General features: G+C 43.2%; 29 protein-coding genes. 16 read left to right on the top strand and 13 right to left on the bottom strand.

Features of this window, described 5'->3' with window-relative positions:
• The first annotated feature begins 302 nt into the window (after positions 1–302).
• The 5 genes from EV210_RS01925 to EV210_RS01905 all read left to right on the top strand — a co-directional run bounded on the left by EV210_RS01925 (position 303) and on the right by EV210_RS01905 (position 5,858).
• Complete coding sequence (locus EV210_RS01925; protein WP_132074743.1) at positions 303–797, top strand: hypothetical protein; 495 nt, start codon at positions 303–305, stop codon at positions 795–797.
• Positions 798–1,121: 324 nt separating this feature from the next.
• On the top strand, positions 1,122–1,970 hold the full coding sequence (locus EV210_RS01920; RefSeq protein WP_243650395.1) for a CAP domain-containing protein: 849 nt from the start codon (positions 1,122–1,124) through the stop codon (positions 1,968–1,970).
• A gap of 123 nt (positions 1,971–2,093) precedes the next feature.
• Complete coding sequence (locus tag EV210_RS01915) at positions 2,094–2,327, top strand: hypothetical protein (protein WP_207900624.1); 234 nt, start codon at positions 2,094–2,096, stop codon at positions 2,325–2,327.
• Positions 2,328–2,386: 59 nt separating this feature from the next.
• Positions 2,387–3,625 carry a DNA polymerase Y family protein gene (locus EV210_RS01910; protein WP_132074737.1) on the top strand — a complete coding sequence of 413 codons (1,239 nt, stop codon included), beginning with the start codon at positions 2,387–2,389 and terminating at the stop codon, positions 3,623–3,625.
• Between the two features lie 556 nt (positions 3,626–4,181).
• On the top strand, positions 4,182–5,858 hold the full coding sequence (locus EV210_RS01905) for an FAD-dependent oxidoreductase (RefSeq protein ID WP_132074734.1): 1,677 nt from the start codon (positions 4,182–4,184) through the stop codon (positions 5,856–5,858).
• A 71-nt stretch (positions 5,859–5,929) separates the two neighbouring features.
• On the opposite strand, the gene arsA is transcribed toward EV210_RS01905, so the two are convergent.
• From arsA to EV210_RS23405, 9 genes are all read right to left on the bottom strand, one after another.
• A complete protein-coding gene (gene arsA, locus EV210_RS01900; RefSeq protein ID WP_132074731.1) occupies positions 5,930–7,666 on the bottom strand; it encodes an arsenical pump-driving ATPase in 1,737 nt (578 codons plus the stop codon).
• 58 nt (positions 7,667–7,724) lie between these two features.
• A complete protein-coding gene (gene arsD / locus EV210_RS01895) occupies positions 7,725–9,365 on the bottom strand; it encodes an arsenite efflux transporter metallochaperone ArsD (RefSeq protein ID WP_132074728.1) in 1,641 nt (546 codons plus the stop codon).
• A gap of 29 nt (positions 9,366–9,394) precedes the next feature.
• Entirely contained in the window at positions 9,395–9,838 is a 444-nt protein-coding gene (locus EV210_RS01890; RefSeq protein WP_132074725.1) for a MarR family winged helix-turn-helix transcriptional regulator, read from the bottom strand.
• Positions 9,839–10,152: 314 nt separating this feature from the next.
• A complete protein-coding gene (locus EV210_RS01885; RefSeq protein WP_132074722.1) occupies positions 10,153–11,052 on the bottom strand; it encodes an SDR family oxidoreductase in 900 nt (299 codons plus the stop codon).
• A 106-nt stretch (positions 11,053–11,158) separates the two neighbouring features.
• On the bottom strand, positions 11,159–11,587 hold the full coding sequence (locus EV210_RS01880) for a hypothetical protein (RefSeq protein ID WP_243650393.1): 429 nt from the start codon (positions 11,585–11,587) through the stop codon (positions 11,159–11,161).
• A gap of 94 nt (positions 11,588–11,681) precedes the next feature.
• Positions 11,682–12,071, bottom strand: coding sequence for a hypothetical protein (locus EV210_RS01875; protein ID WP_132074716.1), 390 nt, complete (start codon positions 12,069–12,071; stop codon positions 11,682–11,684).
• 144 nt (positions 12,072–12,215) lie between these two features.
• On the bottom strand, positions 12,216–12,851 hold the full coding sequence (locus EV210_RS01870) for a CBO0543 family protein (RefSeq protein ID WP_132074713.1): 636 nt from the start codon (positions 12,849–12,851) through the stop codon (positions 12,216–12,218).
• Positions 12,852–13,156: 305 nt separating this feature from the next.
• The gene (locus EV210_RS01865; RefSeq protein ID WP_132074710.1) at positions 13,157–13,618 is read right to left on the bottom strand and encodes a CBO0543 family protein; all 462 of its coding nucleotides are present in this window, start codon (positions 13,616–13,618) and stop codon (positions 13,157–13,159) included.
• 18 nt (positions 13,619–13,636) lie between these two features.
• Positions 13,637–14,095 carry a CBO0543 family protein gene (locus EV210_RS23405; RefSeq protein WP_424218029.1) on the bottom strand — a complete coding sequence of 153 codons (459 nt, stop codon included), beginning with the start codon at positions 14,093–14,095 and terminating at the stop codon, positions 13,637–13,639.
• An 847-nt stretch (positions 14,096–14,942) separates the two neighbouring features.
• On the opposite strand from EV210_RS23405, the gene EV210_RS01860 reads away from it, so the two are divergent.
• Positions 14,943–15,287, top strand: coding sequence for a helix-turn-helix domain-containing protein (locus tag EV210_RS01860; protein ID WP_132074706.1), 345 nt, complete (start codon positions 14,943–14,945; stop codon positions 15,285–15,287).
• Here the strand turns inward: EV210_RS01860 and EV210_RS01855 are convergent.
• Positions 15,282–15,500, bottom strand: coding sequence for a hypothetical protein (locus EV210_RS01855; protein ID WP_132074703.1), 219 nt, complete (start codon positions 15,498–15,500; stop codon positions 15,282–15,284). The genes EV210_RS01860 and EV210_RS01855 overlap by 6 nt on opposite strands.
• Before the next feature lie 745 nt (positions 15,501–16,245).
• Here EV210_RS01855 and EV210_RS01850 point away from each other — a divergent pair.
• From EV210_RS01850 to EV210_RS01825, 6 genes are all read left to right on the top strand, one after another.
• On the top strand, positions 16,246–17,379 hold the full coding sequence (locus EV210_RS01850) for a cation:proton antiporter (RefSeq protein WP_243650392.1): 1,134 nt from the start codon (positions 16,246–16,248) through the stop codon (positions 17,377–17,379).
• 90 nt (positions 17,380–17,469) lie between these two features.
• Positions 17,470–17,727 (top strand): GlsB/YeaQ/YmgE family stress response membrane protein, encoded by a 258-nt coding sequence (locus tag EV210_RS01845; RefSeq protein WP_132074700.1) that lies wholly within the window; start codon positions 17,470–17,472, stop codon positions 17,725–17,727.
• A gap of 238 nt (positions 17,728–17,965) precedes the next feature.
• Entirely contained in the window at positions 17,966–18,547 is a 582-nt protein-coding gene (locus EV210_RS01840) for a GH25 family lysozyme (protein ID WP_132074697.1), read from the top strand.
• A 268-nt stretch (positions 18,548–18,815) separates the two neighbouring features.
• A complete protein-coding gene (locus EV210_RS01835) occupies positions 18,816–19,163 on the top strand; it encodes a hypothetical protein (protein WP_132074694.1) in 348 nt (115 codons plus the stop codon).
• Between the two features lie 91 nt (positions 19,164–19,254).
• On the top strand, positions 19,255–19,452 hold the full coding sequence (locus EV210_RS01830; protein WP_132074691.1) for a hypothetical protein: 198 nt from the start codon (positions 19,255–19,257) through the stop codon (positions 19,450–19,452).
• A gap of 169 nt (positions 19,453–19,621) precedes the next feature.
• Complete coding sequence (locus EV210_RS01825) at positions 19,622–20,002, top strand: hypothetical protein (protein ID WP_132074688.1); 381 nt, start codon at positions 19,622–19,624, stop codon at positions 20,000–20,002.
• A 40-nt stretch (positions 20,003–20,042) separates the two neighbouring features.
• Here the strand turns inward: EV210_RS01825 and EV210_RS01820 are convergent, their stop codons facing one another.
• Entirely contained in the window at positions 20,043–21,017 is a 975-nt protein-coding gene (locus EV210_RS01820; RefSeq protein WP_132074685.1) for a LysR family transcriptional regulator, read from the bottom strand.
• Between the two features lie 122 nt (positions 21,018–21,139).
• Between EV210_RS01820 and cuyB the strand changes: the two genes are divergently transcribed.
• Together cuyB and EV210_RS01810 are read left to right on the top strand one after the other, a co-directional pair.
• The gene (gene cuyB, locus EV210_RS01815) at positions 21,140–21,847 is read left to right on the top strand and encodes a cysteate racemase (RefSeq protein WP_132074682.1); all 708 of its coding nucleotides are present in this window, start codon (positions 21,140–21,142) and stop codon (positions 21,845–21,847) included.
• 156 nt (positions 21,848–22,003) lie between these two features.
• Complete coding sequence (locus EV210_RS01810; RefSeq protein ID WP_132074679.1) at positions 22,004–22,189, top strand: hypothetical protein; 186 nt, start codon at positions 22,004–22,006, stop codon at positions 22,187–22,189.
• Between the two features lie 28 nt (positions 22,190–22,217).
• Here the strand turns inward: EV210_RS01810 and EV210_RS01805 are convergent, their stop codons facing one another.
• Positions 22,218–22,574 (bottom strand): PepSY domain-containing protein, encoded by a 357-nt coding sequence (locus tag EV210_RS01805; protein ID WP_132074677.1) that lies wholly within the window; start codon positions 22,572–22,574, stop codon positions 22,218–22,220.
• Positions 22,575–22,675: 101 nt separating this feature from the next.
• Between EV210_RS01805 and EV210_RS23230 the strand changes: the two genes are divergently transcribed.
• Positions 22,676–22,810, top strand: coding sequence for a hypothetical protein (locus EV210_RS23230; protein WP_279388465.1), 135 nt, complete (start codon positions 22,676–22,678; stop codon positions 22,808–22,810).
• A 799-nt stretch (positions 22,811–23,609) separates the two neighbouring features.
• Here the strand turns inward: EV210_RS23230 and EV210_RS01800 are convergent.
• A complete protein-coding gene (locus tag EV210_RS01800; protein ID WP_132074674.1) occupies positions 23,610–24,437 on the bottom strand; it encodes an Fpg/Nei family DNA glycosylase in 828 nt (275 codons plus the stop codon).
• A 90-nt stretch (positions 24,438–24,527) separates the two neighbouring features.
• Between EV210_RS01800 and EV210_RS23225 the strand changes: the two genes are divergently transcribed.
• Entirely contained in the window at positions 24,528–25,361 is an 834-nt protein-coding gene (locus EV210_RS23225; RefSeq protein ID WP_132074671.1) for a methyl-accepting chemotaxis protein, read from the top strand.
• The last annotated feature ends 166 nt before the right edge of the window (positions 25,362–25,527 follow it).

Here is a 25,527-nt window from a genome sequence, read left to right as displayed (position 1 = left end):
ATGAGAGTTCTGGAAATATAGCTTTAGTTTTAAATGGATGCCGGCTGGATTGTCTGGATAGTTGGTACTGCTGGTGGAGCGTATATGCTGACAAAATAGAATAGAAACTATATAGGCTTACTAACCCCAAATCCCTGCGGCCTTCCCTAACGGATGGCTGCAGGGGATTTTGTTGTTGTTCCGTTCTGTTTTCCAGAATTAGTGAACTATTTTTTGCTTGTTAGATATTTCTAAAAAATTTCAAAAAAATGTTTAATATACTAAATTTGTGAATTACCTTATATAGAAAGGAGTATATAATTATGAAAAAAATCTTTGTTGGTGTTTTAGCCTTAGTAATGTTTTTGATTCCAGGACTTAATGTCTCCGCTGCCCATGCTTCAGATATTTCACCTCTGTATAGGTATTACAATTCGACAACCGGTGATCACTTCTATACGACAGATTTACGTGAACTCGGAAAGGGCAAGGATGGCTATAAGCGTGAGGGTATTGAGGGACGTGTTTTCACCCAACGTAGCCCTGGAACCGTTCCACTACATAGATACTGGAATGGCGGAATAGGAGATCATTTTTATACAACTGATTTAAAAGAACTTGGCAAGGGTAGGGATGGTTACGTATACGAGGGAGTTGAATGCTACGTTTACAGCAAACAACGTCAAGGAACGGTCCCTTTGTACAGATATTACAATAGTTCGACTAATGATCACTTCTATACTACCGATTTTCGTGAGCTTGGAAAGGGTAGGGGTGGCTATACATACGAAGGAATACAATGCTATGTTTTAAGATAATCGTTTCAATGTTGCCGCTCATCCTTCGGGTGGGCGGCTTTCTTATGACCAAAACTAAGCAAATAACACGAATATCGGCTTACTAGTGGCAGAGGAGGCTATGAAATGTTTGGGGTGATAATAGATTTTTTTTAGTTTATCTTTATGCGGACTTTGCGGCGATGGATATAGCATGTCGGACATGGAACAGACGGCGCATTATAAGAACTCAAATCCATATCTACCCTTACATACTAAATATTACATTGTCATTTCTAAATAAAAACAAAAGTTTGTGAAATATATTAAATTAGTACAAGAACTTAAAAAAGAGGAGGAGACTGATTGAAAAAAGTAGTTCGCAATATATTTATGGGGTTTCTTGGCACTACTATCGGATTATATATGATGGTAACACCTGCAGCAGTTTACGCAAAATCGCAACAGACTCCGAACACCGTTGGCAAGATAACTAATTTGACAGCGCAAAACAATCAATCTCCTTCAGTTAGCCAAGTCACGCAAGATCCGGTGGCTGTGGTTAAGGCTTCCGCAGGTAAGCTGGGGTTCAATGCCAAAAAGGATTCATTTTCCTTGGCTAGCAAATCTGCCAATCAGGCAGTTGTTTCTGTACGGCATGAAAAAAATATATATAATGTCACCCTTAAATTAAACAGTGCTAATTCTCAATGGGTCATCACGTCCGTTAATAAAGCGAAGGGTGCAGAATCCAATTCTTCAGCCAACAATAATGGTACTGTAAATAGCGGTAGCACCACTACAGGAACAACTAGTAGTACGAGTTCTGCCAATGTAGCCACTGCTGAGAAAAACGCAGTTGAATTGATGAATGCCGATCGTCGTGCAAACGGGTTGTCGGATCTAAAAGTGAGCTCTGCAGTGACTGCAGTCGCCCGCAGTCATGCCCAAGATATGGTTAACCGTAAATTTTTCTCGCATAGCAACCCGGATGGAAAAACACCTTCCGACCGTTTAAAAGCTGCCGGCATTTCTTATAGTGCCGTGGGTGAAAACATTGCGGAAAATACAAGTGTTCAGGCTGCGGAAACCGCTTTTATGAATAGCTCAGGTCACCGCGCCAATATATTGAATTCGAATTATACCACGGTAGGCATTGGCGTTGCTTATGACAGTGCGGGAAATGTGTACGTGGTTCAAGACTTTATCAAGTAAATCAATTTTTATCCAACCGCACCTACGGGGTGCGGTTTTTGTATTATATTACCACTTTACACCACAGGACATTTGTTCTAAAATGGGCATACTGAACATATGTTCTATATCGAGGTGGTAAATGTGTCAGATAAAAAATTCGTGGATGTAACAGCGGAGCATAGCCGGGACGGTAAAGTAAAGCCACTGTCAATAACGTGGGAAGACGGACGGGTGTACAGTATTGACAGGGTGCTGGATGTAAGAATGGCAGCAGCGCTTAAAGCCGGCGGCCAGGGCATACGCTACTCTTGCCGGGTCCATGGGCGGGAAGTATATCTTTTCTGCGATGAGGGTCGTTGGTTTATTGAAAGTTGAAGGTCACATTATTTAGATGTGGCCTTTTTATTCATATTCTGTTCGAGGAGGGATCGGATATGAGCCGCACTATTCTCCATGTCGACCTAAACAATTTCTATGCCTCCGTTGAATGCCTGTACAATCCGGAAATCCGCGAAAAACCGGTCATTGTCTGCGGCGATGCTGAAGCCCGCCATGGCATTGTGCTGGCCAAGAACGGCCCAGCAAAGGCACTCGGCGTTAAAACCGGCGATTTAATTTGGCAGGCTAAGCTAAAGTGCCCGGGCCTCATTGCAGTACCAGCCGACTTCCGAAAATACCTGCGTTTCTCCCGCCTGGCCAAAGCAATCTATGCTGACTATACCGATCGAGTCGAAGCATTTGGCGTTGACGAGTGCTGGCTGGACATTACCGGCACGGAGCAGCTTTTCGGCGATGGCGAAGCCGTGGCTAATAAAATCCGTCAGCGCTTCAGGGAAGAGTTAGGTCTCACGGCTTCAGTTGGCGTATCATGGAACAAGATCTTCGCCAAGCTCGGCAGTGATATGAAAAAGCCCGATGCAACCACAGTTATCACTAAAGAGAACTTCCGTGAAAAGGTGTGGCCGCTGCCGGTCAGAGAGTTGCTGTATGTTGGGCGATCTACACGCACGAAGCTGCAAAACCGGGCTGTACTCACCATCGGTGATTTGGCTAATCGCGATATACATAGCCTGCGTTTGCTCCTGGGCGTATGGGGAGAGACGCTATGGCACTTTGCAAACGGGCTTGATACGACGCCGGTGAAGTTTGTTGGCGAGGAAAGCGTAGTTAAGTCTGTTGGCAATAGCACCACTGCGGTTCGAGATCTGCAGAACTTTGAAGATGTAAAAATGATTGTTTATGTTTTAGCTGAAAGTATTGCAGCACGGCTTCGGGATCACGGGCTTAAGTGTACGACTGTGTCAATTAGCGTTCGTGACAAGGAGCTGCATTCGTTTGATCGGCAAGGTAAGTTGTCTGTACCGACGTTTCTTTCTGGGAATATTGCGACAAAGGCGCTGGAATTGTTTACGGCCAATTATCGGTGGGATAGGGCTATCCGGAGTATCGGCGTTAGGGGAGCCGATCTGGTGACTGCTGATGGGCATATTCAGCTTGATTTGTTTGATAGGGATAAGACGCAGATTGAGGGCTTGGAGTCTGCAATAGATAAGATAAGGCATCGGTTTGGACAGTATAGTCTGCAGCGCTGTACGATGCTGTTCGATCGAAAGTTGACCGGGTTTAACCCAAAGGATGAGCATGTGATTCATCCGATTTCTTATTTTAAGTAAAGGAAGAATCGGTAATGTTATGCACACAATCAAAAGGTAATTGATATAGAATATCCTAAATAACCTGCTAAAAGTATCATCCTCGTCTTCGGGCGGGGCAATCTCCTTCATACCCGCTTCGGCAGGTTATTAATTATTTGAAATAAGAATTAAAGAGTTTAGGAAGAGCTTTAGAATAAAAAACGCCAAATAGGCGGTTAAGTTTAAAAATGACTCATCACTCTGCAATGCGCATCAAACACATATGCTCTACTTTTCCTTGGGAGCAATTTTTATAATACAATTCTGTTTTAGCGCAGTCTGTGCAAATGTAGCTAACATTGTTGCAAATCAAAAAGGTCTACGCATAGGTGGTTACAAATCGAGCATGAAATTAACTTTCATATATTAGTGTAAAAGATAAAGGGGACAGAAGTATTAATATTAAACTACATCTCAATGATTCGATATATATTGCGTGATGCAACCGTTGCGGGATACAATATAACTATGATGTGCGGACTGTCGAAGGTGAAGCAGCGAAAGAACACTATAATTTTTATAGGGAGTGCAACTCATGAAACTTGTCATTATTGGCGGGGTGGCTGCAGGAACTTCGGCGGCCGCCAAAGCAAGACGGAATGACGAAGCAGCACAAATTACTATTTTTGATGCCGATCAGGATGTTTCATATTCGGGCTGTGGCTTGCCTTATTATATCGGTACGGATATTGAGGAACGGGAGCAGTTGGTTCCACGCAATGCGCGGTTTTTTAAGCAAAAATACAATGTGGATGTGTTGACTGGCCACCAGGTGCTGGCGATTGATTCTCAGGCCAAAACGCTGATCGTGGAGAACTTGGCGACCGGACAGCAGTTTAGCGATAACTACGATAAGCTGATTATCGCCACAGGGGCGCAGGCCGTGCGTCTGCCGATTGCAGGCAGCGACAAAGGTAATGTGTTTCTTTTGCGCAATGTGGTAAGCGCCGACCGCATCCGTCAGAAGGTATTGGCAGCCAAGCCAGAGACGGCGGTGGTGGTCGGTTCTGGATTTATCGGTATGGAAATGGCAGAGAATTTGACGGCTCGCGGTATCCGGGTGAGCGTGGTGGAAGTAGCGGAGCATGTCATGCCAGCGCTAGATGCAGATATGGCTGTATATGTGGCTGACTATTTACAGCAGCAAGGTGTTGAACTTATTGTTCAGGATGCTGTGACACACCTGGAGGGAACACCTTTAGTCAACAAGGTAGTGCTGAAAAGCGGCCGGGAATTGGCTGCTGATTTGGTTATTCTGGCGGCAGGTGTCCAACCGAATGTGGAGTTGGCCCGTCGGGCGGGTGTTGAGCTAGGGCCTACCGGTGCTATACAGGTTAATGAGCGGATGGAGACAAATATCGAGGACATATATGCCTGCGGCGACTGTGCGGAAAGTTACTCTCTCATTACCGGCAAACCTTTTTATCGTCCGCTAGGCTCAACGGCCAATAAGATGGGCCGTATTGCCGGTGATCAGGCATCCGGTGGAAATTTAACCTTCCGAGGCGGTCTGGGCACAGGTATTTTTAAAGTGTTTGACCTAGCAGTAGGCCAGACTGGATTGACGGAGAAAGAGGCTAAGCGAGAAGGTTATGAGGCCGTAGTTTGCCATATTATCAAGCCGGACAAGCCGGAATATTTTCATGGGCAGGAAATGGTCATTAAAGCGGTAGCTGACCGGGTGAGCGGCAGGGTGCTAGGGGCGCAGGTCATCGGAAAGGCTGGCGTAGACAAGCGGCTGGACGTACTGGTAACTGCTATTACCTTCGGGGCAAAGGCAGAGGATTTGTTCCATCTGGATTTGTCCTATGCGCCGCCTTTTGCCACAACTAAAGATCCGGTTATGTATGCTGGTATGGTGCTAACCAATGCGTTGGAGCGGCAACGGGGCCTAATTACGGCAGCCGAGCTTAAAACAAAACTGGAGCAAGGGGAAGCGGTGCAAGTGATCGATGCCCGCGCAGCCAAGCAGTATCAGGCTGGTCATGTAGCCGGAGCGCACAATTTGCCACAGGAACGCATCCGTGAAGAATTGGCAACGCTTAATCCGGCCGCTCTGACGGTCACCTATTGCAATAAAGGGGTGACTGGCAACGCCACGCAGAATATTTTACTGAATCACGGTTTCCAACAGGTTTTGAATTTGTCAGGCGGCTACAGCCAATATTCCAGGCAGTTCAAAATAAAAGAGGATGAAGATGATCGCGCCTAAATGCAATACAGCGAACGCCGGGAGGTTATCCCGGCGTTCGCTGTGTTTATTTAATCGGTGATTTTAGCTATTTATAAGGTCAACAGCAATTCATCCTTAATATCGGCAGCGCTCCAGGCAATGACGGCAAAGTGACCGTTAGCATGCTGATTGACCTTGTTAATCCATTCAATTTCATGACTGGCCTTGGCTGCCAACAGGCGGTTAGTCGTTCCGGTACGGTAGAGAGAGGCATTAATGACCCACCACTTGGTGGCAATGCCTGCCCGCTTTAAATCTTCCTCCAGGCGCAGTGATTCATATACTGGCGTGGCTTCGGCCAGGGTAATAATGATGACTTCAGTTTCAGCGGCATTGCGCAGCCGGGGCAGCAGTTTTTTCACCTCTTCGGGGATGTCTCCATGGGTACGCTCAATTTCCTTGTGGTAGCTTTGGGTGGCATCTAAAAGCAGCAAGGTGTGACCGGTCGGTGCGGTATCAATGACGACGATTTCGTCTTCCGCCTTTTCTACAATCTGGGCAAAGGCCCGAAAGACAGCAATTTCTTGGGTGCAGGGGGAGCGTAAATCTTCCTCTACATAGGCAACGTCTTCGGCAGACATGGTCTCACGAGCTTTTGCCAGGATTTCCTCCTGGTATTTTTTGAGTTCGGTTTGTTCATCAATACGGCTTGTAGTAATATTCGTGCTTTTGCTGATTACAAACTGTAGGTGGGCTGCCGGATCAGTCGTGGTAAGGTGGACATTTTTTCCCTTGGCAGCAAGGCCCAAGGCAATAGCTGCGGCCATGGTGGTTTTACCGACACCGCCTTTGCCCATAGTGAAGATTACTTTTTTATTGGAGCGGTAAAGGTCTTCAATCACGTCGCTGAGTTTCGGAATGGACTGGGATTGGATGACTTCGTCGCGCAGTGTAGCATGGTCTTGGGTAAGGAAGGCTCGGACGTTGTCGATACCGGTAATGTTATATGCCCTGAGTGGTATATGGTAGGTGGTAAGGGAGACTAAATCCGGGGGCATGGTGGCTAACGCCTGTTGTTGTTTGCGGTACAAGCTTTCCGAAATACTATCGTCATAGGCAGCTAATACACCGTTAATCACCATGGTCTGATTAGTAACACCAAGCTCGGCCAGTTCCTGGGAGGCCCGTGCCGCTTCTTTAAGTGGGGAGACTTCGGGTCTGGATACCAGGATGAGGGTAGTCTGGAGGCTGTCGGCCAGTGTTTCTACCGCTTGCTTATACATGGCCTTTTTGCTTTCCAGGCCAGCTAGCTGACCTAAGCAGGATGCGCCGTGTGTGTTCTCACTGATGAAGTTGCTCCAGGCGGAGGGCAGTTGCAGCATGCGCAAGGTATGACCGGTCGGTGCGGTATCAAAGAGAATGTGATCGTATTGCTGTGCTAATGCTGCATCCGTAATAAAACGGGAGAATTCGTTGAAAGCAGCTATTTCTACTGTGCAGGAACCCGAAAGCTGTTCTGCCATATGGGCGAGCACAGCCGCGGGGAGTTTGCCCTGATAAGGGGCAAGGACGCTTTCGCGATATTCGGCTGCCGCCTGGATAGGGTCTAAGTTGGCGACTACCAGACCAGGTACTTCCGGGATGGGAACACCCTGTCCGGTCAGTTCCCTGCTGAATACGTCCTGCAGGTTGGAAGCGGGATCGGTGCTGATGAGCAGTACTTTTTTGCCGCTATCAACCAGTGCGACGGCAGTGGCACATGCTGTTGAAGTCTTGCCGACACCGCCCTTACCGGTATAGAAAAGATATTTGGTTAAAGGAATGGTTTGGGGATTGAATAGGTTCATAGGCTTTTACCTCCGTCGGTTTACGAATGAGTCGCGTGAACTGTCAAGGACAGACAGATCAGCAGCAGTCTCCACCGCTGCAGCAGCAACCATCGTTTTCCGGTTTCGCTTTTTCTGTGGTAGAAGCTTCACTCAGCAGAGAAGCCGGTATTTGCAGCAGGTTGACAAAGTCCTCGTTGGCCGGGTAGCGGCCGGTGATAACAATTTCGCCGTCTACAACGGTAGCTGGGAGTTGCTCTATGCCATGTTCATTAATAAATTGGTTAATGACTGTATGATTGATAAATTCCATAGGGGCGTCGGTCAGGTTGAAGCGGTCTACGGTGATCCCGTTTTTCTTTAGGGTATTGAGCACCGTGGAAATTCTAAGCAGTTCGGGATCTATGCTGACGCCGCATAGGCCGGTGGGGCAGCACATGGCCGGTTCAAAAATTTGCATTTTTTTCATACATACATCGCTCCATTTCGTTAATTTTTTTTGCAGGCAGGCACTGGTGACAGGGCAAGTTGTGGCGAGTGCCGAGGCGGTCAACAGGTCAGCCGGAATATCGCCTCGGGTAATGGGGGTAAAGCCCCAGCGGGTGACAAAGGACTCGGCGGTGTTGGTTAAGAGATAGGCGGTCGTGGCTCCGGCCTGACGGGCTTGGCTAATTGCCTGTTTAAACAAGGCGTTGCCCAGCCCCCTTTTGCGCCATTCGCCGGTTACGGCTAGCGAGCGCAGCAGGACATTCTGGCCGGACAGTTCCAGGCCGATAACGCCGGTTATGCCATTCGCATCGGCTACTGTGAAGGCGGAAAGGTGTTCGGCCACACCTGCGGTGGGTAAGCCGCTATGCAGTAGAAGAGTTTCGATGGTGCCCAGGTCGTTTGGGCGAGCCGGGCGCAGGTAGTAGTCAACACCGGACTGGAGAGGCACAGCCGTCTTTTTTGCCCGGATGAAAGCGCTAATCAGCGTGCCGTTGAGCGCCTGCCGCTCTTCTGGTTGCAGGTCGGGAAGAAACTGTGCGCTCCACTCATCGGTAAAATCATAGACTCTGGTGATAACTACTTCCAGGTTGCTAAAGCCGGCTGTTGTCAGCTTGCTGCAATAATCCGCCTCGTTTAACGCTCCGGCGACACAGCCTGACCAAGCGGAGAGATTTTGCTGAACGCTGGACGGCAGTGGCCGGGTTAGCACGATGTCAGATATGGCTAGCCGACCGCCGGGCTTTAAGACCCGGTGGGCTTCGGCGAGCACTTGATCTTTATCGCCTGAGAGATTGATAACACAGTTGGAGATAATGACGTCAACGGAATGGTCAGGCAGAGGAATGGCTTCAATATGGCCCTTAATAAATTCGGCGTTGCTTGTACCGGTACGCTCTTGATTAACTCTGGCTACCGCCAGCATTTCATCAGTCATATCCAGACCATAGGCTTTCCCGTAGGGACCAACCCGTTTAGCGGAGAGCAGCACATCCAAGCCTGCGCCGCTGCCTAAGTCAAGTACGATTTCGCCAGCATAGAGGGGGGCCAGCGCGGTTGGGTTACCGCAACCGAAAGAAGATGCCACTAAATCTGCTGGTAGGCCGTCCAGTTCATTGATCCGGTAGAGGTTACCTGTTACTGGATTGCAGGAGCGGTCTGTGCTGCAGCAGCTTTTGGTTTCGGTGATGGCAGCCGCATATTTTTTCCGTACTTCTTCGCGAATGGCTTCCATTGCTTTTGCCTCCTAGATGTCGTTTCCGATTAGCACCAGCGGCCGGCAGGGATGGCTGCCAGTAACAATTCAAGGCTTTCCAGTATCTGACTCCGTTTGTCGGCTGGAAGGGCATTGTAGAATGTTTCGTAGAACTGAGTCATGCTGGTTTCGACTTGCATAAAGAGTTTATTACCTTCGTCAGTTAATGTGATGGTTACGGCCCGCCGATTGTCCGGGTCGATTGTTCTGCTTACTAAGTTGCTATTAACCAGAATATCGATATTGCGGCTCATGGTGCTCTTATCCACGCCCAGACGTTCGGAAAGGGTATTGAGCGAAGCCGCGCCTGCCCAGCCAATTTCCGTCAGGAGGTGGCATTGGGTTAAGGTGATACCGCAGCAGCTAGCTTCGCCTTTTGTCATGAGCTCCATTTTACGGGCTAGAAGCCTCATATCATGGCGTAAGGTTTTAATTTGTGATGTGTCGTTCATGATGAGTTCACCTCCATAATTTAATTGTATGCTACAATGGTTGTATTATGCAATTGAAAATTATAAGATGCAGCATGTTTTTGCGAAAAGTATTACAAAAGTATTTGTGGAGGCAATTTGTGTTGGTCTCGTCAAGGTTTTCAATGACATACAGGAACAATGAGCAATGGCTAAAGTGGTGTATTACTACTAGTAGTTAGGTAGGCAGCCGAGCATAAAAAGAAAATGGCCAAATAAAAATCCGCTCATTGATATGGGCGGATGAAAACAAGCAGGATACTATGTGTCCTAAGTTTAGTGAACTATATGATAAGCTATGACTCGGTTATCGTGCCACCATTCACATGAAGTACTTGCCCCGATACGTACCTAGAATCGTCACAGGCTAGATAGACATACGCCGGAGCTAATTCAAACGGCTGGCCCGCACGTTTCATCGGAACTTCTGCGCCAAAATTTTTAACCCGGTTAGCCGGAAATGAAGCGGGAATTAACGGTGTCCAAATTGGTCCGGGTGCCACGGCATTTACACGTATTTTTTCGGAAACTAAATTTAATGATAGTGATCGTGTGAAACTAACAATTGCTCCTTTCGTTGACGAGTAGTCGAGCAGTGTTTTTTCTCCTTGGTATGCTGTTACTGATGCCGTATTAATAATTGAACTATATGGGCTCATACAGGGAACGGCAGCCTTTACCATAAAGAAAAAAGAAAAAATGTTGGTTCGGAATGTTATTTCTAATTGTTCTTCAGTAATATCCATAATTGATGCCTGGGGAAACTGCACAGCATGGTTATTTACTAGTATATCTAACTGTCCAAAAGCTTTCATCGTTTCTTCTATAACATAAAACGATTGCCCTTCAGTACGAAGGTCGCCTGGTAAAAGAATGCACCGCTGCCCTAATTGGGAAATTCGCATTTTTGTTTCTTCGGCGTCACGATGTTCATTCAGATAGGGTATTGCTATATCGGCGCCTTCTTTAGCAAAAGCATAGGCTACCGCTCTTCCTATGCCACTGTCCCCACCAGTAATAATTGCAACTTTACCGCGTAATTTTCCGTTACCTTCATATTCGGGATTTTCTGATAGAGGACGGGGTTCCATCAGATATTCTAGACCTGGTTGACAATCTTGCTCTTGTGGTGGAAACGTGATTGGAATATCTTTGCACTTTTTTTCCTGTCCCCAGTAAGAAAATTTAGGATACATGCACTCACATCCTTAGTACTACTACTGTATCCTATTCGCATAGAGAAAAAAATGTTATATATTATGTGACTAGATTTGTTTTTATAGGTCTATTTGCTAGTCTTTCCTATGGTTCATCTTCCTGATCTTTAGCCAGTGGCTTGCTTGCGGCGGATTGTAAGTTTGGCGCAGTTGCGAATACAACTTTACCTTCCTGCCACAGCTGATAACCATAGATAAGGATAGCGAGCAAGGTAGTAATCAGTAATACTTGAAAATAGGATATATAAAATTGACAAACTCCGCGCTGAACCAACCAGTCGAGTATGAAAAAGATCAAGATAAAATCTAGAATGATATTAGTGGCAAGATAAGTCCAAAAGCGTCCATAGGTATACTTAAAAATCCAAATCGTGCCGATAAGGTAAGATCCATAAACGAATAACGGCATATTTACTAGTGGAAAGGCAGCTTCCATTATTGCCCACCAATGTAAGGTAATACCGGCCTCAAGGATGAAGGTGAAAACAACCATGCAAAATAAAGCAACTGGCATAAATCGCCTCATGTCTTCCCTTTTTAGAAAGAGTGTAGAAGCCCATGCGATTACAAAGCTTGCCCAGAACATAGTTTGATTGCTCAAAAGTTACTCATTTTAAAAACTTTATAGTCATTTCAGGGACGTATTTCATCTTAGTAGCGATTGGATCTTTAATAAAGTTTTCTTCGTCTGCAAGTATCTTTTCCACCGTGCTCTTTTCCATGATCACATACGGTTTAATAATACCAAACGGTGTGTGCAGCTCTGAGTAAAGTACTCCGCTTTCAAGTTCAGGAACAGTTGCTCCATTGAAGTGCAGGGTATATTCACCAATTGTACTTCCGTTTGAAGTAATACGCATCCCTATGTGATTCTTTCTGTTAGACAGAATTTTTTCGACAACGGAATATAGCGAGCTATGGTTTTTTATAAATGCCTCGAATGTGCGTTTATAAAAGGGCATGAGTTCTTCCTGCATGAGTTTGTCGGCTTCGGCCATATTTATCCCTCCATAAATTGATGCTTTTCTTTATTATAACTGGAACTAGATTAAATTTAGCGCACTATTTTACGGAAAACTCAGGCGATGTTTTCATAATGCAAAACTCTCAGTTTTGATTAGCTTTTATATACCTCGCTTAGGTTAATGATCATGGTCATTATTATCATTATTGGGTAAAGGTTTTGTTGCTGGCTGCGCTATAGAGTCATATCTGCTTACAGCGGCATTTTCTGTTCGACTAGCTCTAACAGTTTGTAGTATGTGGAGAATCACAACCCTGGCTATTGCTGCCATTGCAATATCACCGAGGAAAAAGTAAATAAAGTTCCAATCAAAATAGCTCATTATGCCAAAGTATAGGAATGATGGGCCGATAATAAAGCTTATGAAAGCTGATGATAAAGAAGAATTGATGATATAAGTTAACCAGCTACTGCTGTATTGATAAGAAAGCATTAACAGTATAGGAATTACAGAATAATCGAATGGAAATGGTGCAAGCTGAAATGGGAGTAATCCAATGTTGTATTGCCACCGAGCTGCTGATATGCCCCAAAGATCAAATAAAGTTGACATTACAGTCACAAAAGAGCCAAATAGTAAAATTTCAATCAATCTAGTCTTATCAACTAATTTCCACCAAATGGTATAGACAATAATTAGAAGGGCTACGATTCCCCACCACTGATAAGAAAATAATGATTGGTTTATGTAGTCGGAATAGGAAATATTCCATAGCTGGATTCTCAGTTGATGTATAGTCTCTACATTATTCAATGCTATTCCTCCTAAAAAATGTAATGCATTTGGCTTGAATAATTAAGCTGTATAGGTATTTTGCACAATCGGCACTGCAACAATACTAGATCAATCATAATTGAATTAGGAGGGAGATGCTGAAAGCATAACCATATTGCTATGGATAAGTCTTATTGCCCAGGCCACTAGCAATTCACACAGGACGGATCGTATCGAGTTGTCGCATTTGGTTACTTTGAACCCGAACGTTACACCTGGAGTTCTTGCTAATGTGCAGCGGATTAAGCCGGTAATAGCTAAGTTATTCGAACCATCAATTGCCGTTATATTTTAAAGAACCAGCGGTAATACATTCTAGAAATATATAACGTTAAGAGAAGCGTTACCCAAGTTAAATAGCCTGACCAATAGATATATTTGATAAGTTGAGTATATCTTTCGAGTATAAGTTCAATAGCTGTTAAAGCAGAAGAGCAGCTAAGGAAGTAGGCAATTTTAACCAGCTTGCTTTTATTTTCAGGATAGTAGACATTAAAAAAAGCACAAATAACAGGATAGGCCAAAAATTCAAAAGTAAAGCTGGCCCTATTTACAGCAGGGAAAAAACGTACAGGATATTCAATTAATCCCAGGCTAGCAACGACCAATCCTGAAATCCAAGTGAGAAATTGTTTAGAAAGAAAAGCGACTTGGGCATGACGTCTTTTATTGATAGGGATGAATTTCCAAAAGAGAAATGGAAAACCAATTGTAACAGAATATAAGATTATTTCTTCTAGAAACATAAAGAGTCCCTTCAGTAATTATTTTTCCGAAAGCTTCTTTAAATTCGTGACAACATAATATTTGTAAAAAATCCAAAATAAAAACCAATCCGAAAGATAGGAATACATCATATTCCACCAAAGATGATATTCAATTTTTGATAAATACCAATGAACGAATTCAAAGACTATTGCAAAGCCGGTCCACAAAAAGAAATAGAAAACTAGTTTGCCGATCGTTCGCTCAACAGGAAGCCATTGAATAAAAAAATAGGGAACGACTAGATAAATCCCAAAGGCATTTCCGAATAACGGAAATAATACTGGTCCAGAGTAGGACCACAGATTATAAAGGTATTGTATTAATGCCTCGACACCAAAAGATAGCCATGATGCAAATATAGATACAGGCAAGATCTCTCTCCAACGTTTTTTAGCGGCAAAGAAAAACCAAAAAAGCCAGGAAAGAACGAAACTAGTTAACCAAAACAAGAACATCACCTCAGCACTAGTGTATCCAACGAGTAGGACTTGGAGTCATAGAGTACGTGTGGCATATGGCAATAAAGGAGTACTAGTAGTTCAGCCCTTTTACAGAGTGTGCTTTTTCATTGTCTAGCTGGCTGGAAGCTAAGTCGTCATCAGTAAACGAGGTTTGCGATAGTCACAAAATCATAAAAAGTAGATAGGCTAAGGAATGAAAGTCAAGTGCCTTAATCAGCAAATGACCTTCCCGGTTTCCTTAGCCTAGAACAAATATATCGTTAATACATACGAATTATAACTAAATAATCGACGCTACTATCTTTTAAGAGAGTTAACGGTCGACCTGTTGACTTGTTAAGATTTTTTTCTGTCACCTTTAATACCTGGGAAACATATTATGTAATATAAGGGGGTGTTAATTGGTGCCAGACAGAATATGCAATCAGGGCGAACTTGGACTTACCGCTAGAGTAGAACGTTTAGAATTTGAAGTCGTAGAATTAGCAAGACAATTGAACGAGATTCAACGTCTAGTCCGTCAATTAATTGCAGCAGACAGTTGTAACAACTAATTTTATTATCGCCTATCAATATAACAGGTGCATTCACTCGTTTTTAACTCTTGCCCGGCAGTAGCGACTACCGGGCTTTTTGTTTTGCGATACTTCAATTGATTCAGCAGAGTGACTGCCAAAAGCCTGGTGTCCTAGAACAAAATTTCGTATGAAGATTTAAGTGTTTGCTTTAGTAGAATAGCAATTAATATTTTTATTTACCCCCTTTTTTTGAGAGGATAATTAATATTATTAGAGAATAATATTATCAAAGCTAATTTGAAAGATTTTAATGAGGTGCAGCCATGCAACGGTTTGGTTCAGAACATTATGTCCTTAATACGTCATCAACTAATATATGGAATGTTGAATCCAACTTGCGTAAAGCGCGTCGTAAGTCAGGATATGGTATACAGGAACTTTCAAAATTTGCGGGTATTCCGCGAAGCCGCCTTTATGCAATCGAAAATAAACAGACTGGGATAACGCTGTCAGAGATTGCGTTACTTGCTCAGTTTTTAGAAGCTGACGCAGAGTATATCAGGGATGGGTTGCTAGTGACCCATCATAATCGCTACTTACTAAAGAATAAAAAAAGCCCCGCTTGTAGCGGGGGCGGGAAGGTTAAGTCGCAGCAGTATCGATCATGAGCGATGGTCGTATATGGTTGTTTCTAATTTGCCGATTCTTTGTTCGAGATCATTAAGTATTGCGGCTAAATCCTTTTGAGCTCTGAGATTCTTTTTATTTTCTCTTCTTTCACAACGTTGAGATAACAATTCGGCACCAAATCCAATAATATGTCCCAAAATGGTAACGGCAATAGCTAAAAGTATTAAACCGTCAATCGCATCACATTTCATGAAAACACTAGCTCCTGTAATTTTTCTACAGTTTATGTTTGAGTAGGTTCTTTTGTTAAAGAAAGAGGAAGACAGCTTTTTAACAAGATAATAGCCGCCTTTCAATTAGGCGGCTATTATTTAATGATGCCGTACTTCAGCCTTATGGGTTAATGCCAAGTGTTCTTTTTGGCATAGAAGATACTCATTTTTATATTCTGGGGTTTGCGTACACCGGTGGCAGATGCACTCGATCTGATGAAGCCGGCGTTCGTCGAAAGTGGTGTTAGTGGTTTTAGCCAGTGTTAATTGCATTTCATACAGGTCTACACATTGTGGGTGTTTGCACATTGTACATGGAATTAACTCTTTCACAATAACCCCTCCCCTTTACATAGTTAAATTATAGCAAATATGTCGTATTTTTCTAGTAGATATTTGTATTTTTCTGGAAAATAATTGTGGAATATTGAGACGTCTTGAGGGCTGTCAATCGGTACAGCAGTGCATAGGGCAGCCCTATTTACGACAGGTTTAAACTAATTGTGAACAGGATACTAGTTTGACAGAATGCTTGTTTTTTGATATGGTATTAATAGTTTTATATCGATCAAACCGGTTGGACAGGAAACTGTTTTCAAGTCGTCTGGGTCACTCAGGGGGGAGGACCCAGACTTTTTGAAAGCAGTTTTCTTTTTTTCTGCGCATACAAAAGGAAGTGGCTGCAAAGAGTAGGGGAGTAAATGATAGGAAGGTGTTGACAGCAGTGTTACTAGTCGTGCAAATGTTGATCATATTAATAACAACTAAAATTGGTGGGGCGCTAAGCGTTAAATTAGGGCAGCCAGCCGTATTAGGCAAGCTTATTAGTGGCATTGTTATCGGTCCAGCAGTCCTGGGGTGGATTGCTCCGTCCGAAATGATTACGCAGCTTAGTGAGATCGGCGTGCTGCTTTTGATGTTTATTGCCGGTTTGGAAACAGATGTTGAGTCGCTTAAACAAAATCGCAATTCATCCATTGCTGTCGCGGTAGGTGGGGTTATAGCACCTCTTGTCTGTTTTTATCTGGCTGGCTTAATAATCGGTATGGAGCAAAGACATGCGCTATTTCTCGGCTTGTTATTTTCAGCGACCTCAGTCAGTATCTCTGCACAGACCCTTAAAGAGCTGGGGCAATTGAAAAGCAGAGAAAGTGCAACTATCTTAGGAGCAGCGGTACTGGATGATATTTTAGTCGTTATCGTGCTGGCAGTTATGATGAGTTCACTTACAGTGGCGCAAGTCAGTCTTAGCTTAATTATCGGCAAGAAACTATTGTTCTTCGCAGCAATTACTTTGCTTGGCTGGAAAGTGGTGCCGTGGATGCTAAGAATATTAGCTCCATTGCCGGTATCGGAAGCAGTTATAAGTGCAGCGCTAATTATTTGTTTTTCTTTTGCTTATCTGGCAGAATTTCTCGGTGTAGCAGGAATTATTGGGGCCTTTGCCGCTGGCCTGGCTATTTCACAAACGCAGTTTAAACAGCAGGTAGAGCACAAAATAGAACCTATCGCATATGCCTTTTTTGTCCCGGTATTCTTTGTGAGTATAGGCCTTTCTGTTTCGTTTGCCGGAGTGAATAATCAAATCGGCATTATCGCGGGACTTACAATCATTGCTATACTTACTAAGCTGGTTGGTTCAGGAATTGGCGCCAGATTAACAGGATTTCATAACCGCTCTTCGCTTGGTATTGGGGCTGGTATGATATCACGCGGTGAAGTTGCGCTAATCATTGCAGCGATTGGGCTGGAGGCAAATTTGCTGGAGGAAACGTTTTTTACAGCTAGTGTCCTGGTTGTAATCCTCACAACGCTAGTAACGCCTCCGCTGCTAAAAGTATTGTTTGCGCAAAAATAGTACATATTGCTATTCGGTTATGGGAATAAAATTAGTAAAGTATGATTCGTCTAACAGCTAAGCATAATATATGCGGAGGTGTTTTCTAAAATGGGTAGTTTAATCTGGTCCTTGCTTATTGGAGCTATAGCTGGCTGGGCAGCAGGTAAAATTATGAGTGGTCATGGATTCGGTATATGGGTAGACATGATTGTAGGGATTGTCGGAGCATTCATTGGCGGATTTGTGTTATCTTTATTTGGGTTTAATGCCTATGGTATGGTTGGACAACTGATCACCAGTATTCTTGGAGCTGTGATTCTGTTGTGGGTCGTCCGGATGTTCAGCAATAATCAAGCTAAGCCCTAGTAAGCGCAGATTGCGCTCGTTTCCTGCTTATAGAATAAAAAGCCTGCCCTGACGGCAGGTTTTTTTTGTCCTCGATTGACGAGGACTTTTCTTTTGCCGTTAATCAGGCAGTGAGCTTGCTAAATCTACGGTTATAGAGATTTAAGGAGTTGAATTATGAGTAAAAGCATATATTGTTTTAGGTTTGTTCATGATCAGATAGGGCTGTCAAATCATTAACTTGAAAGAGGCTGATAATATGAAAGGAATAGATGTAAGCTATCACAACGGCAAAATTAACTGGCAATCCGTTTTGGATGCCGAATGTGAATTTGTCATAATCCGGCTTGGCTACGGCAATCGTCATCTAGATCCTAAATTCATTGAAAATGTTAGGGAGGCATTGGCTGCTGGCTTGAAAATCGGCATTTATTACTACAGCTATGCTCTAAATGTGGATTCTGCCAGAGCGGAAGCCCAATTTGTTCAGGAAACGCTGCAGCAGGAGGGGATCGATCCGGAACTGGGTATTTGGTTTGACATGGAAGATGCGGATGGCTACAAGGAGCGTAACGGAATGCCGGACAAGGAAACGATTACGGCAATGTGCTCTGCCTTTATCTGCGAACTCAATAACAATGGGTATTCCTATGTCGGTATTTATGCTTCCTATTCATGGCTGACCGAAATAATTGATACGGCACAGCTGGCAGATTACGTACCGTATTGGAATGCTCAATGGGGAAGTTGTAATAATTTCACGCGTGCTAGAATGTGGCAGTATACCGATCGGTTGAAAATTGGTGGTCAGATCTTTGATGGAAATATTTATTATGAGTAATGGGTAACGCCATCTTTCGAAACTACTGGAAATGAAAGCTGATGCTGATAACTGAATATAGAGTACTTGAGCCTGCCATTATGGCGGGCTTTCGTTTTAAATATAGTATGACTTGGGTGAGGGGCAAATGAGGCTAATTGAAGGATTAGAGGCAATAGGATTGAGCCGGGATTTTACAAGAGTCTGGAGGATGTGATGCCTTAGAAAATGCTAACTGTAGTGAAAGATTGAAGGCTGTGCTGGGAAACCTAGTCAAGAGGTGATGAGAATGGCCAAAACGGTAGTTTTTGATTTTGATGGTGTAATTAATAGTTATACAAGCGGGTGGTGTGGAGTGGATGTTATTCCCGACCAGCCTGTTGAAGGAATCAAAGTTGCAATAGAAGAGATCCGCAGGAATTATAGAGTCGTTGTTGTGTCGACTCGCTGCTTTCAGGAAGGCCGGGCTGAGGCAGTTAAAGCTTGGTTGAATAAATACGGGATTACGGTTGATGATGTGCTGGCGTATAAGCCGCCGGCAATCGTATATATTGATGACCGGGCGTTAACATTTGATGGAAATACCAAAGATTTATTAGTTAAAATAAAGAAATTCAGGACATGGCAAAATAGATAGAAGCTTGATAGCAGGAGGGAAGCCAGCAGCTAGAGAAGTAAAGCTCCATAGTAAAGAATTCTCTTATTGTACTGAGGATATGGGAGGCTTAATGGTGCTGGTTGTAGTTGAAAATTGTGGGATTAAGCGAAAAATCGTAAAGGGGTTTAACCTCAAGTGTGAAAAATGCGGATCAGAAGAGGTTGAAATCATCAATCATCGCGCTTGTGAAATGGCAGGGGAATGTGGCAATCAAACGGTTGAGGCTCATTGCCTGATTTGTGACAGCACAGCACTTATACTAGAATGAGCTTACACAATAGTGATTGCTAAAAAAAGCATTCGCTATTATTTTTTATGTTTCCGAAGGCTGCAGCAGCCAAGGTCTTTAAACTTAATCGCGCTTAGGTAACAGAAATGGTATAATACAAGATTAAAGGAGGCAATATACAAAAAAATTCATTCGCAGCAGCAGACTGATGATTGACGTTGAAAATAATGAAACAGCGGAAGAGGTAATCATGGATTCCCTATTAGATTCAATATTTGATTCAGATTATAAGAACGTGAAACCGATTTACTCCATACAGGATGTAAAAGCAATATTCCCTACAGGCAAAGCCAATGCTGAGAACTGGTTGCTTCTCTCAACAAGTGGAAGCAATGGTGTATATACGACCTTAGACGATATTGAAGCCGGGGAGGGTCAAGGAATAACGGTACTAATTATTCAGCCGCGTTTGGTTTGTATATACCAGGGACATATTAAGATTGAAAAAGAAGACATTACGTATTTACGTAAATTAGTTTCTTCCACAATCCGGGCGATAGCCATCTCCCAGACCGGGAATGTGGAATAGAAAATATCCGGTATTTTTTGCAAGAAAAAAGCAGCTCATGTCAAGATGAGCTGCTTTTATTCATTACAGTATCAATGTCCACTTTCTGAGCAATTTTAATAAATTCTTCCATTGCCTTGGTAATATATTTGTTTTGTTTGTTATAAAAAAATACGCTGCGAAAAGTATGCGGGCTGTCTAATTTGTAGTAGTGCATGCTGGTATTGGGAGTCGCCTTCTGGGCAAGCGTATCACTGATAATTGTGGCCCCCAAACCATAACAGCAAACATTATAGGCTGTAGCCAGCTGATCTAATTCTAAGACAATCCTAGGGATAAGCTTATTTTCCAAAAAAATCTTTTCTGCACGCACCCGTGTATCGTTTCCGCTTCTTAAAAAAATAAATGGTTCCTGAGCAAAGAGGGATAATGGTACTGATTTCGTTGCTGGATTTAAGTGTTTTCCCTGGCGGATATCATCTATTGATAGTTGATATTCCCGGGCAGGTATATTGGAAGATAGTTTGGGAGGTACGGCGAGAAGTAAACACTCGCGACAGAATAAATGTTTTTCGTAAATCGTTTCATCTAAAGAATAATTATCAAGCACAAAATCAAGCGCTCCGGAAAATAGCTGCTCTTCTAAGTGGGCAGTGGTGGATTCTATGAGATTTACTTTAATAGCCGGATATTGATCTGTAAATGCTGTAATGATCGCCGGAAGAATAAAAGAAGCAAAAACATTGCTAGCCCCGATAGCCAGGCGCCCTATTTTTAATTGATTCAAGTTGTTAAGGTGGTTTGCAAAACGAGTTTCAATATCCATGATGCTTTCTATTGCTTTTATATACTCTATACCACCTTCTGTCAGGCGGATCGCTTTGCTGCTGCGATCAAACAGTAAGCAGCCAATGCGGCTTTCAATTTTTTTGATTGCGGCGCTCAGCGCCGGCTGGCTAATATACAAATTCTGTGCTGCTCTGGAAAAGCTTTTTTCTTTATAAACCTCGTAAACATATTCTTTGCCCTTAAACATAAAGTCTCCTATATAAACAAATGATTATATTATATATATTAATAGATATATTTGCTTATAGTATACGCTGAATTTATAATAAAGCAAACAGAGTCAACATTATTTTAGCTGAGGGATGAGAAATGAAAAAATCAATTGGAATTATTGGCGGAATGGGAGCAGCAGCTACTTGTGATTTATTTAATAAGATCATTACCCTGACAAATGCCAAATCGGACCAGGAGCATATTCATGTAGTGATAGATTGTAATACAAATATCCCGGATAGAACAAAAGCGATCATTGGCAAGGGGGAAGATCCTGTTCCTGAAATGGTGAGAAGCGGTATCCGTTTACAAGCGATGGGGGCGGAGGCCTTAGTAATGCCGTGTAATACTGCTCACTATTTTTATGATCGAATTACCCCCTTTTTTGATATTCCCTTACTTAATATGTTGAAATTAACAGCTCAGGAAATAAAGAGAAAAGGCATAGCTAAAATCGGCTTGCTGGCAACCGACGGAACAATTCAAGCAGGCGTTTATCATCAGGTACTGGCCGAGGTAGGAATTGATGTAGCCATACCGTCGTCTGCAGGGCAGGAGAGTGTAATGAATGTCATTTATCATGGGGTAAAGGCTTCGAATTGGAATATGGACCTTACGGATTTTTACAAAAGCTTGGATGATCTTTATGAGCAAGGGGCGGAAATTTTAATATTAGGCTGTACGGAACTGCCGGTAGCCTTTGACAGGTTTCATATCGACCAGCCGGCGATCGATCCTACCTTGGTATTAGCCGGGGCCGCAATTCAGTTTGCCAAGGACTCGTTAGGGCGAGAGGTTAGCTGATTTCATCGCAATTACGACAAAGAAGCCCGGTAGTTGTGCACCGGGCTTCTTTGTTGTTGGGCAGCTTGTTAAGATTTTTAATTTACGTGATCCACTAATGGTAGTATTGCATATATTATAGTATTGGCAGGCAAATAATTAGTTGAGGTGTGCCTTATGAAGGTAAGCAAAGGGAGCGTAAGAGTCAAGTACGATCAAGAAAAGGATGTTTTTCATATTACCGCCGATACTCCTCAGGGTACTCCTTTGGACCAGGTTATCGACGGCAGTATGATTCGCAAAATTAATTTTCCACCGCTACAGCTTCTGGCCTTAAAAATGCAAAAAAAACAAATGGAATAACAGTTGCAGCATGCTTGCACGGCTAATATTATTTTTGAGTTTGCTTATTCCTGATGAACAAAAGTGAAATAGAAAGATGAATTCCCGTTATTGTTAGCAGTATAATTCCAATTGCGGTAAGATCAATAAGCCATTTAAAGTTCAGGCCGTTTAGTTTTCCCTCATGAAGTTGTTTAGCGATCCCCAAGGGGCTTGTCGAGCGGTTTATACCATCAGAACGCTGGGACATATTTGAAGCACCTTCTATGCTGTGCGGCGGGTTGATTCGTGATTGTCCCACTAGCCATGGTTCTGCTAAAATTAAACCGGTTATAGCCTCAATAAGTAAAAAGACAGCTAATATAAGACCAACCCATTGATGGAGTTTTCGGACGGCGATATACATGAAACGATCCTCCTTGCGTAGACTGCTGGAGTTAGCTTTGCTTATAATCCGGATATTATACCAAGAGGAGGATAAAGCGTAGAAATTGGGAGGTATGAATTGTGTCGGATGAACAACGTGATATCATTAGTTCGTTTAAAAAACGATTAGAAAAATTGGAAATTCAGATAGCGGAAATTGATCGAAACGTTTCTGAGATTCTGCAAATTGTTCGCAGACGAGAAGAAGAAAACTGATAGTTGCTTTATTTCAGCTTCGCAATAGCGAAGCTTTTCTATTTGTGTCTAGTCTCTTTATTGTGCATATGATAATAGCAAACAATCCAGAAGGAGGCCGTTGCATGTTCGGCAGTTTCGGTAATCTGCATTGCGTTCATAACCATTCCAATCATACTATCTGCAGCCATAATCATTGTCATAGAGGAGGAATCGTTTTTCTCTTCATTATTGCGTTTTTATTGTTTTTTTGGTGCACGGATGATTGCTGCTTTGATTATTATTATTAAAAAAACAACAGCGAGAGCATTCCGATCCGCTCTCGCTGTTGCCGCCACTTCCCAGCACTGCTATGTCACCACACATAACAGCTCCCCTCATATAAGATACACTATTTTAATGTAAAAAGCAAATTCTCAAAGACAAAATTTTGGAAACTTTACTGCTCGAAGCTAGTTCTAGCTTTCCTGTTGAACGTATATATTTTTACAAGCAACTTAGGGAGGTCGGGAAAGTGTGGCTTGATGGATCCGATGTTCCGAAACTAGTCATAATTCTTGTCGGAATTATTGCCTTATGCATATATTGGCTGATGCATTCAGATCATGCGTAATTAAAATCGATTTTTGTAATTGTTGCCCGGCAGCTTGAACTGCCGGGTTTGCTTTTTTAAGTACTTGGCTTAGGGGCGATAAACAGCGAAAAATCTCTCTTATATAATAGAAGGAAACGTTAAATTTACGTTAATTTTTTATGCGTCTACTCTTTTCCATTTAAAGGTATTTTATGTTAAAATATAGAATGTTTTACAAAAAATGAGCTAGTGCTGGCATTTTGAACAATAGAAGGCATTGCGTCCGCCCACGCGCTGTGTTTGAATAGGCGCTGAGCATTCAAAGCACGGTTTACCTGTACGGTAAGCAACTTTGAGCTGGGCAAGGTAGCCGCCGGTAAGCTGATCTGCTTGAGAGTACGGAATATCATAAACCCCACCCAGCTGAACTGCTTGGCTCAATAATCTACGCAGGCAATGATAAACGGTACTCAGTTCGGCATCATTCATGTCTTTTACTTTACGGGTAGGCAGAATCCGACTGCAAAATAATGCTTCATTCGAATAGACATTGCCAATACCGGCAATGAGCTTTTGGTCCATGAGCAATGGTTTAATCATGCCTTTGCGTGATTTAAATAGCTTCAGAAAGTACGAGAGTGTGAATTCCGCAGATAACGGCTCAGGACCTAGCTGATTTACGTCTTCTATATCCTGCCAGTCGACAGTGGGAAATAAATGAATATAGCCTAAATTTATCTTAAAAAGCGTAAGTGCCTTGCCGGAGGCTAGATAAAATATCGTTGATGCCTGCTGCAGCCGAGGCTCATGGTCTTCCAGCAATTGCGCGTAGCCTTCCAGCATGAAGTGAATGGTTATCGTATGCTGATTTGACAGTGTGAATAGAATGATTTTAGCACGCCTGCCGACAGCAATAATTGTCTGTCCGGTAACAAGACGGACAAACTCATCGGGTTCTATATTCAAGTTTTTAGAACGGTTTAGGGCAATGCTGGTAATGGGAGTAGCAAGGACTGAGTTGCGCAAATGATGGCATACAGTTTCAATTTCCGGTATTTCTGGCAAATGCATCATTCCTTATTGCTTATTTTTGCTTAGTATGCACCTGATGAAAGAATAAAATAGAAATCCAATTGAAAATTAAGATAGTGAGGGTGTGGGAATATGGAGCAAACCGGGATGTTAGAGTGTTTCATGCGAACGGCAAAGTATATTCCGCAATTGGTTAGCGGCAAAGTCGGTATCGTGATCAGCAGTAAGGAAAAATGGCTATTGTCTCTCTCCATTCCAGAGATCGCGAATCAGGTTGTGGTGGGAGAGCCGATTAAAGAGGGCTCGGCTGTGTATCAGGCGATGAAGAAAAAGCAGCGTGTCGTAGTCGAAGTGGCAAAAGAAGTATACGGTATCCCTTATATTGCAATCAGCATGCCGATTGTGGATGAGAGCGGCTTGGTAATTGGTGCGGTTGCTGTTCACGAGTCACTGGAGCGCAAAGAGACGCTCCTTGCAGCCGCCGGGCAGCTGTCGAAATCAGCTGGAGCGCTGGCAGCCTCAACCCAATCCATATTAGCCCAGGCTGAAGAACTCGCTGCAAGTTGCAGTTTTCTAAAAAACTTAGCAACTCAAGCGAATAAAGAAGTAAGCGAGACGGATACTGTTGTAGACTTCATAAAAAATGTAGCGAAGCAAACAAATCTGCTGGGATTGAATGCTGCCATTGAAGCAGCCCGGGTAGGGGATCAAGGCCGGGGTTTTGGAGTCGTTGCCGATGAGGTGAGAAAATTGGCAATTGACAGTGCCGGTTCAGCTAGTCAAATAACGGCTACTTTAGGAAAGATCAATCAATCGATCCAAAAAATTGTTGCAGAGATTGAGCAAGTGGATTCTGTTTCTCAGCACCAGGCGGGTACCATTCAGCAATTAACGGCTCATACGCAGCAATTAACGGCGATGTCTGAGCAGCTTGCAAAACTAGCTGCCGATTTGAATAAGCAATAGCACCAAAACCTGCGCGCTGACGGCGGCAGGTTTTTAAGTTTCGTATGAGCAATGCAGGTTTCGAAATAAATATTTTAAACTGCTGTTTAATTGTGATACAATAATAGAAGTTTTGTTATCATTCGCCGATCACAATCAAAAAGCGAAGCTGTGAGTGGCGAAAGGA

Origin of the sequence: Anaerospora hongkongensis, from assembly GCF_004339805.1 — a bacterium.
Taxonomy (GTDB): Bacteria; Bacillota; Negativicutes; order Sporomusales; family DSM-15969; genus Anaerospora; species Anaerospora hongkongensis.
Note: the sequence above shows the minus strand (reverse complement) of the source record. Positions and strands in the feature narration are given on the sequence as shown.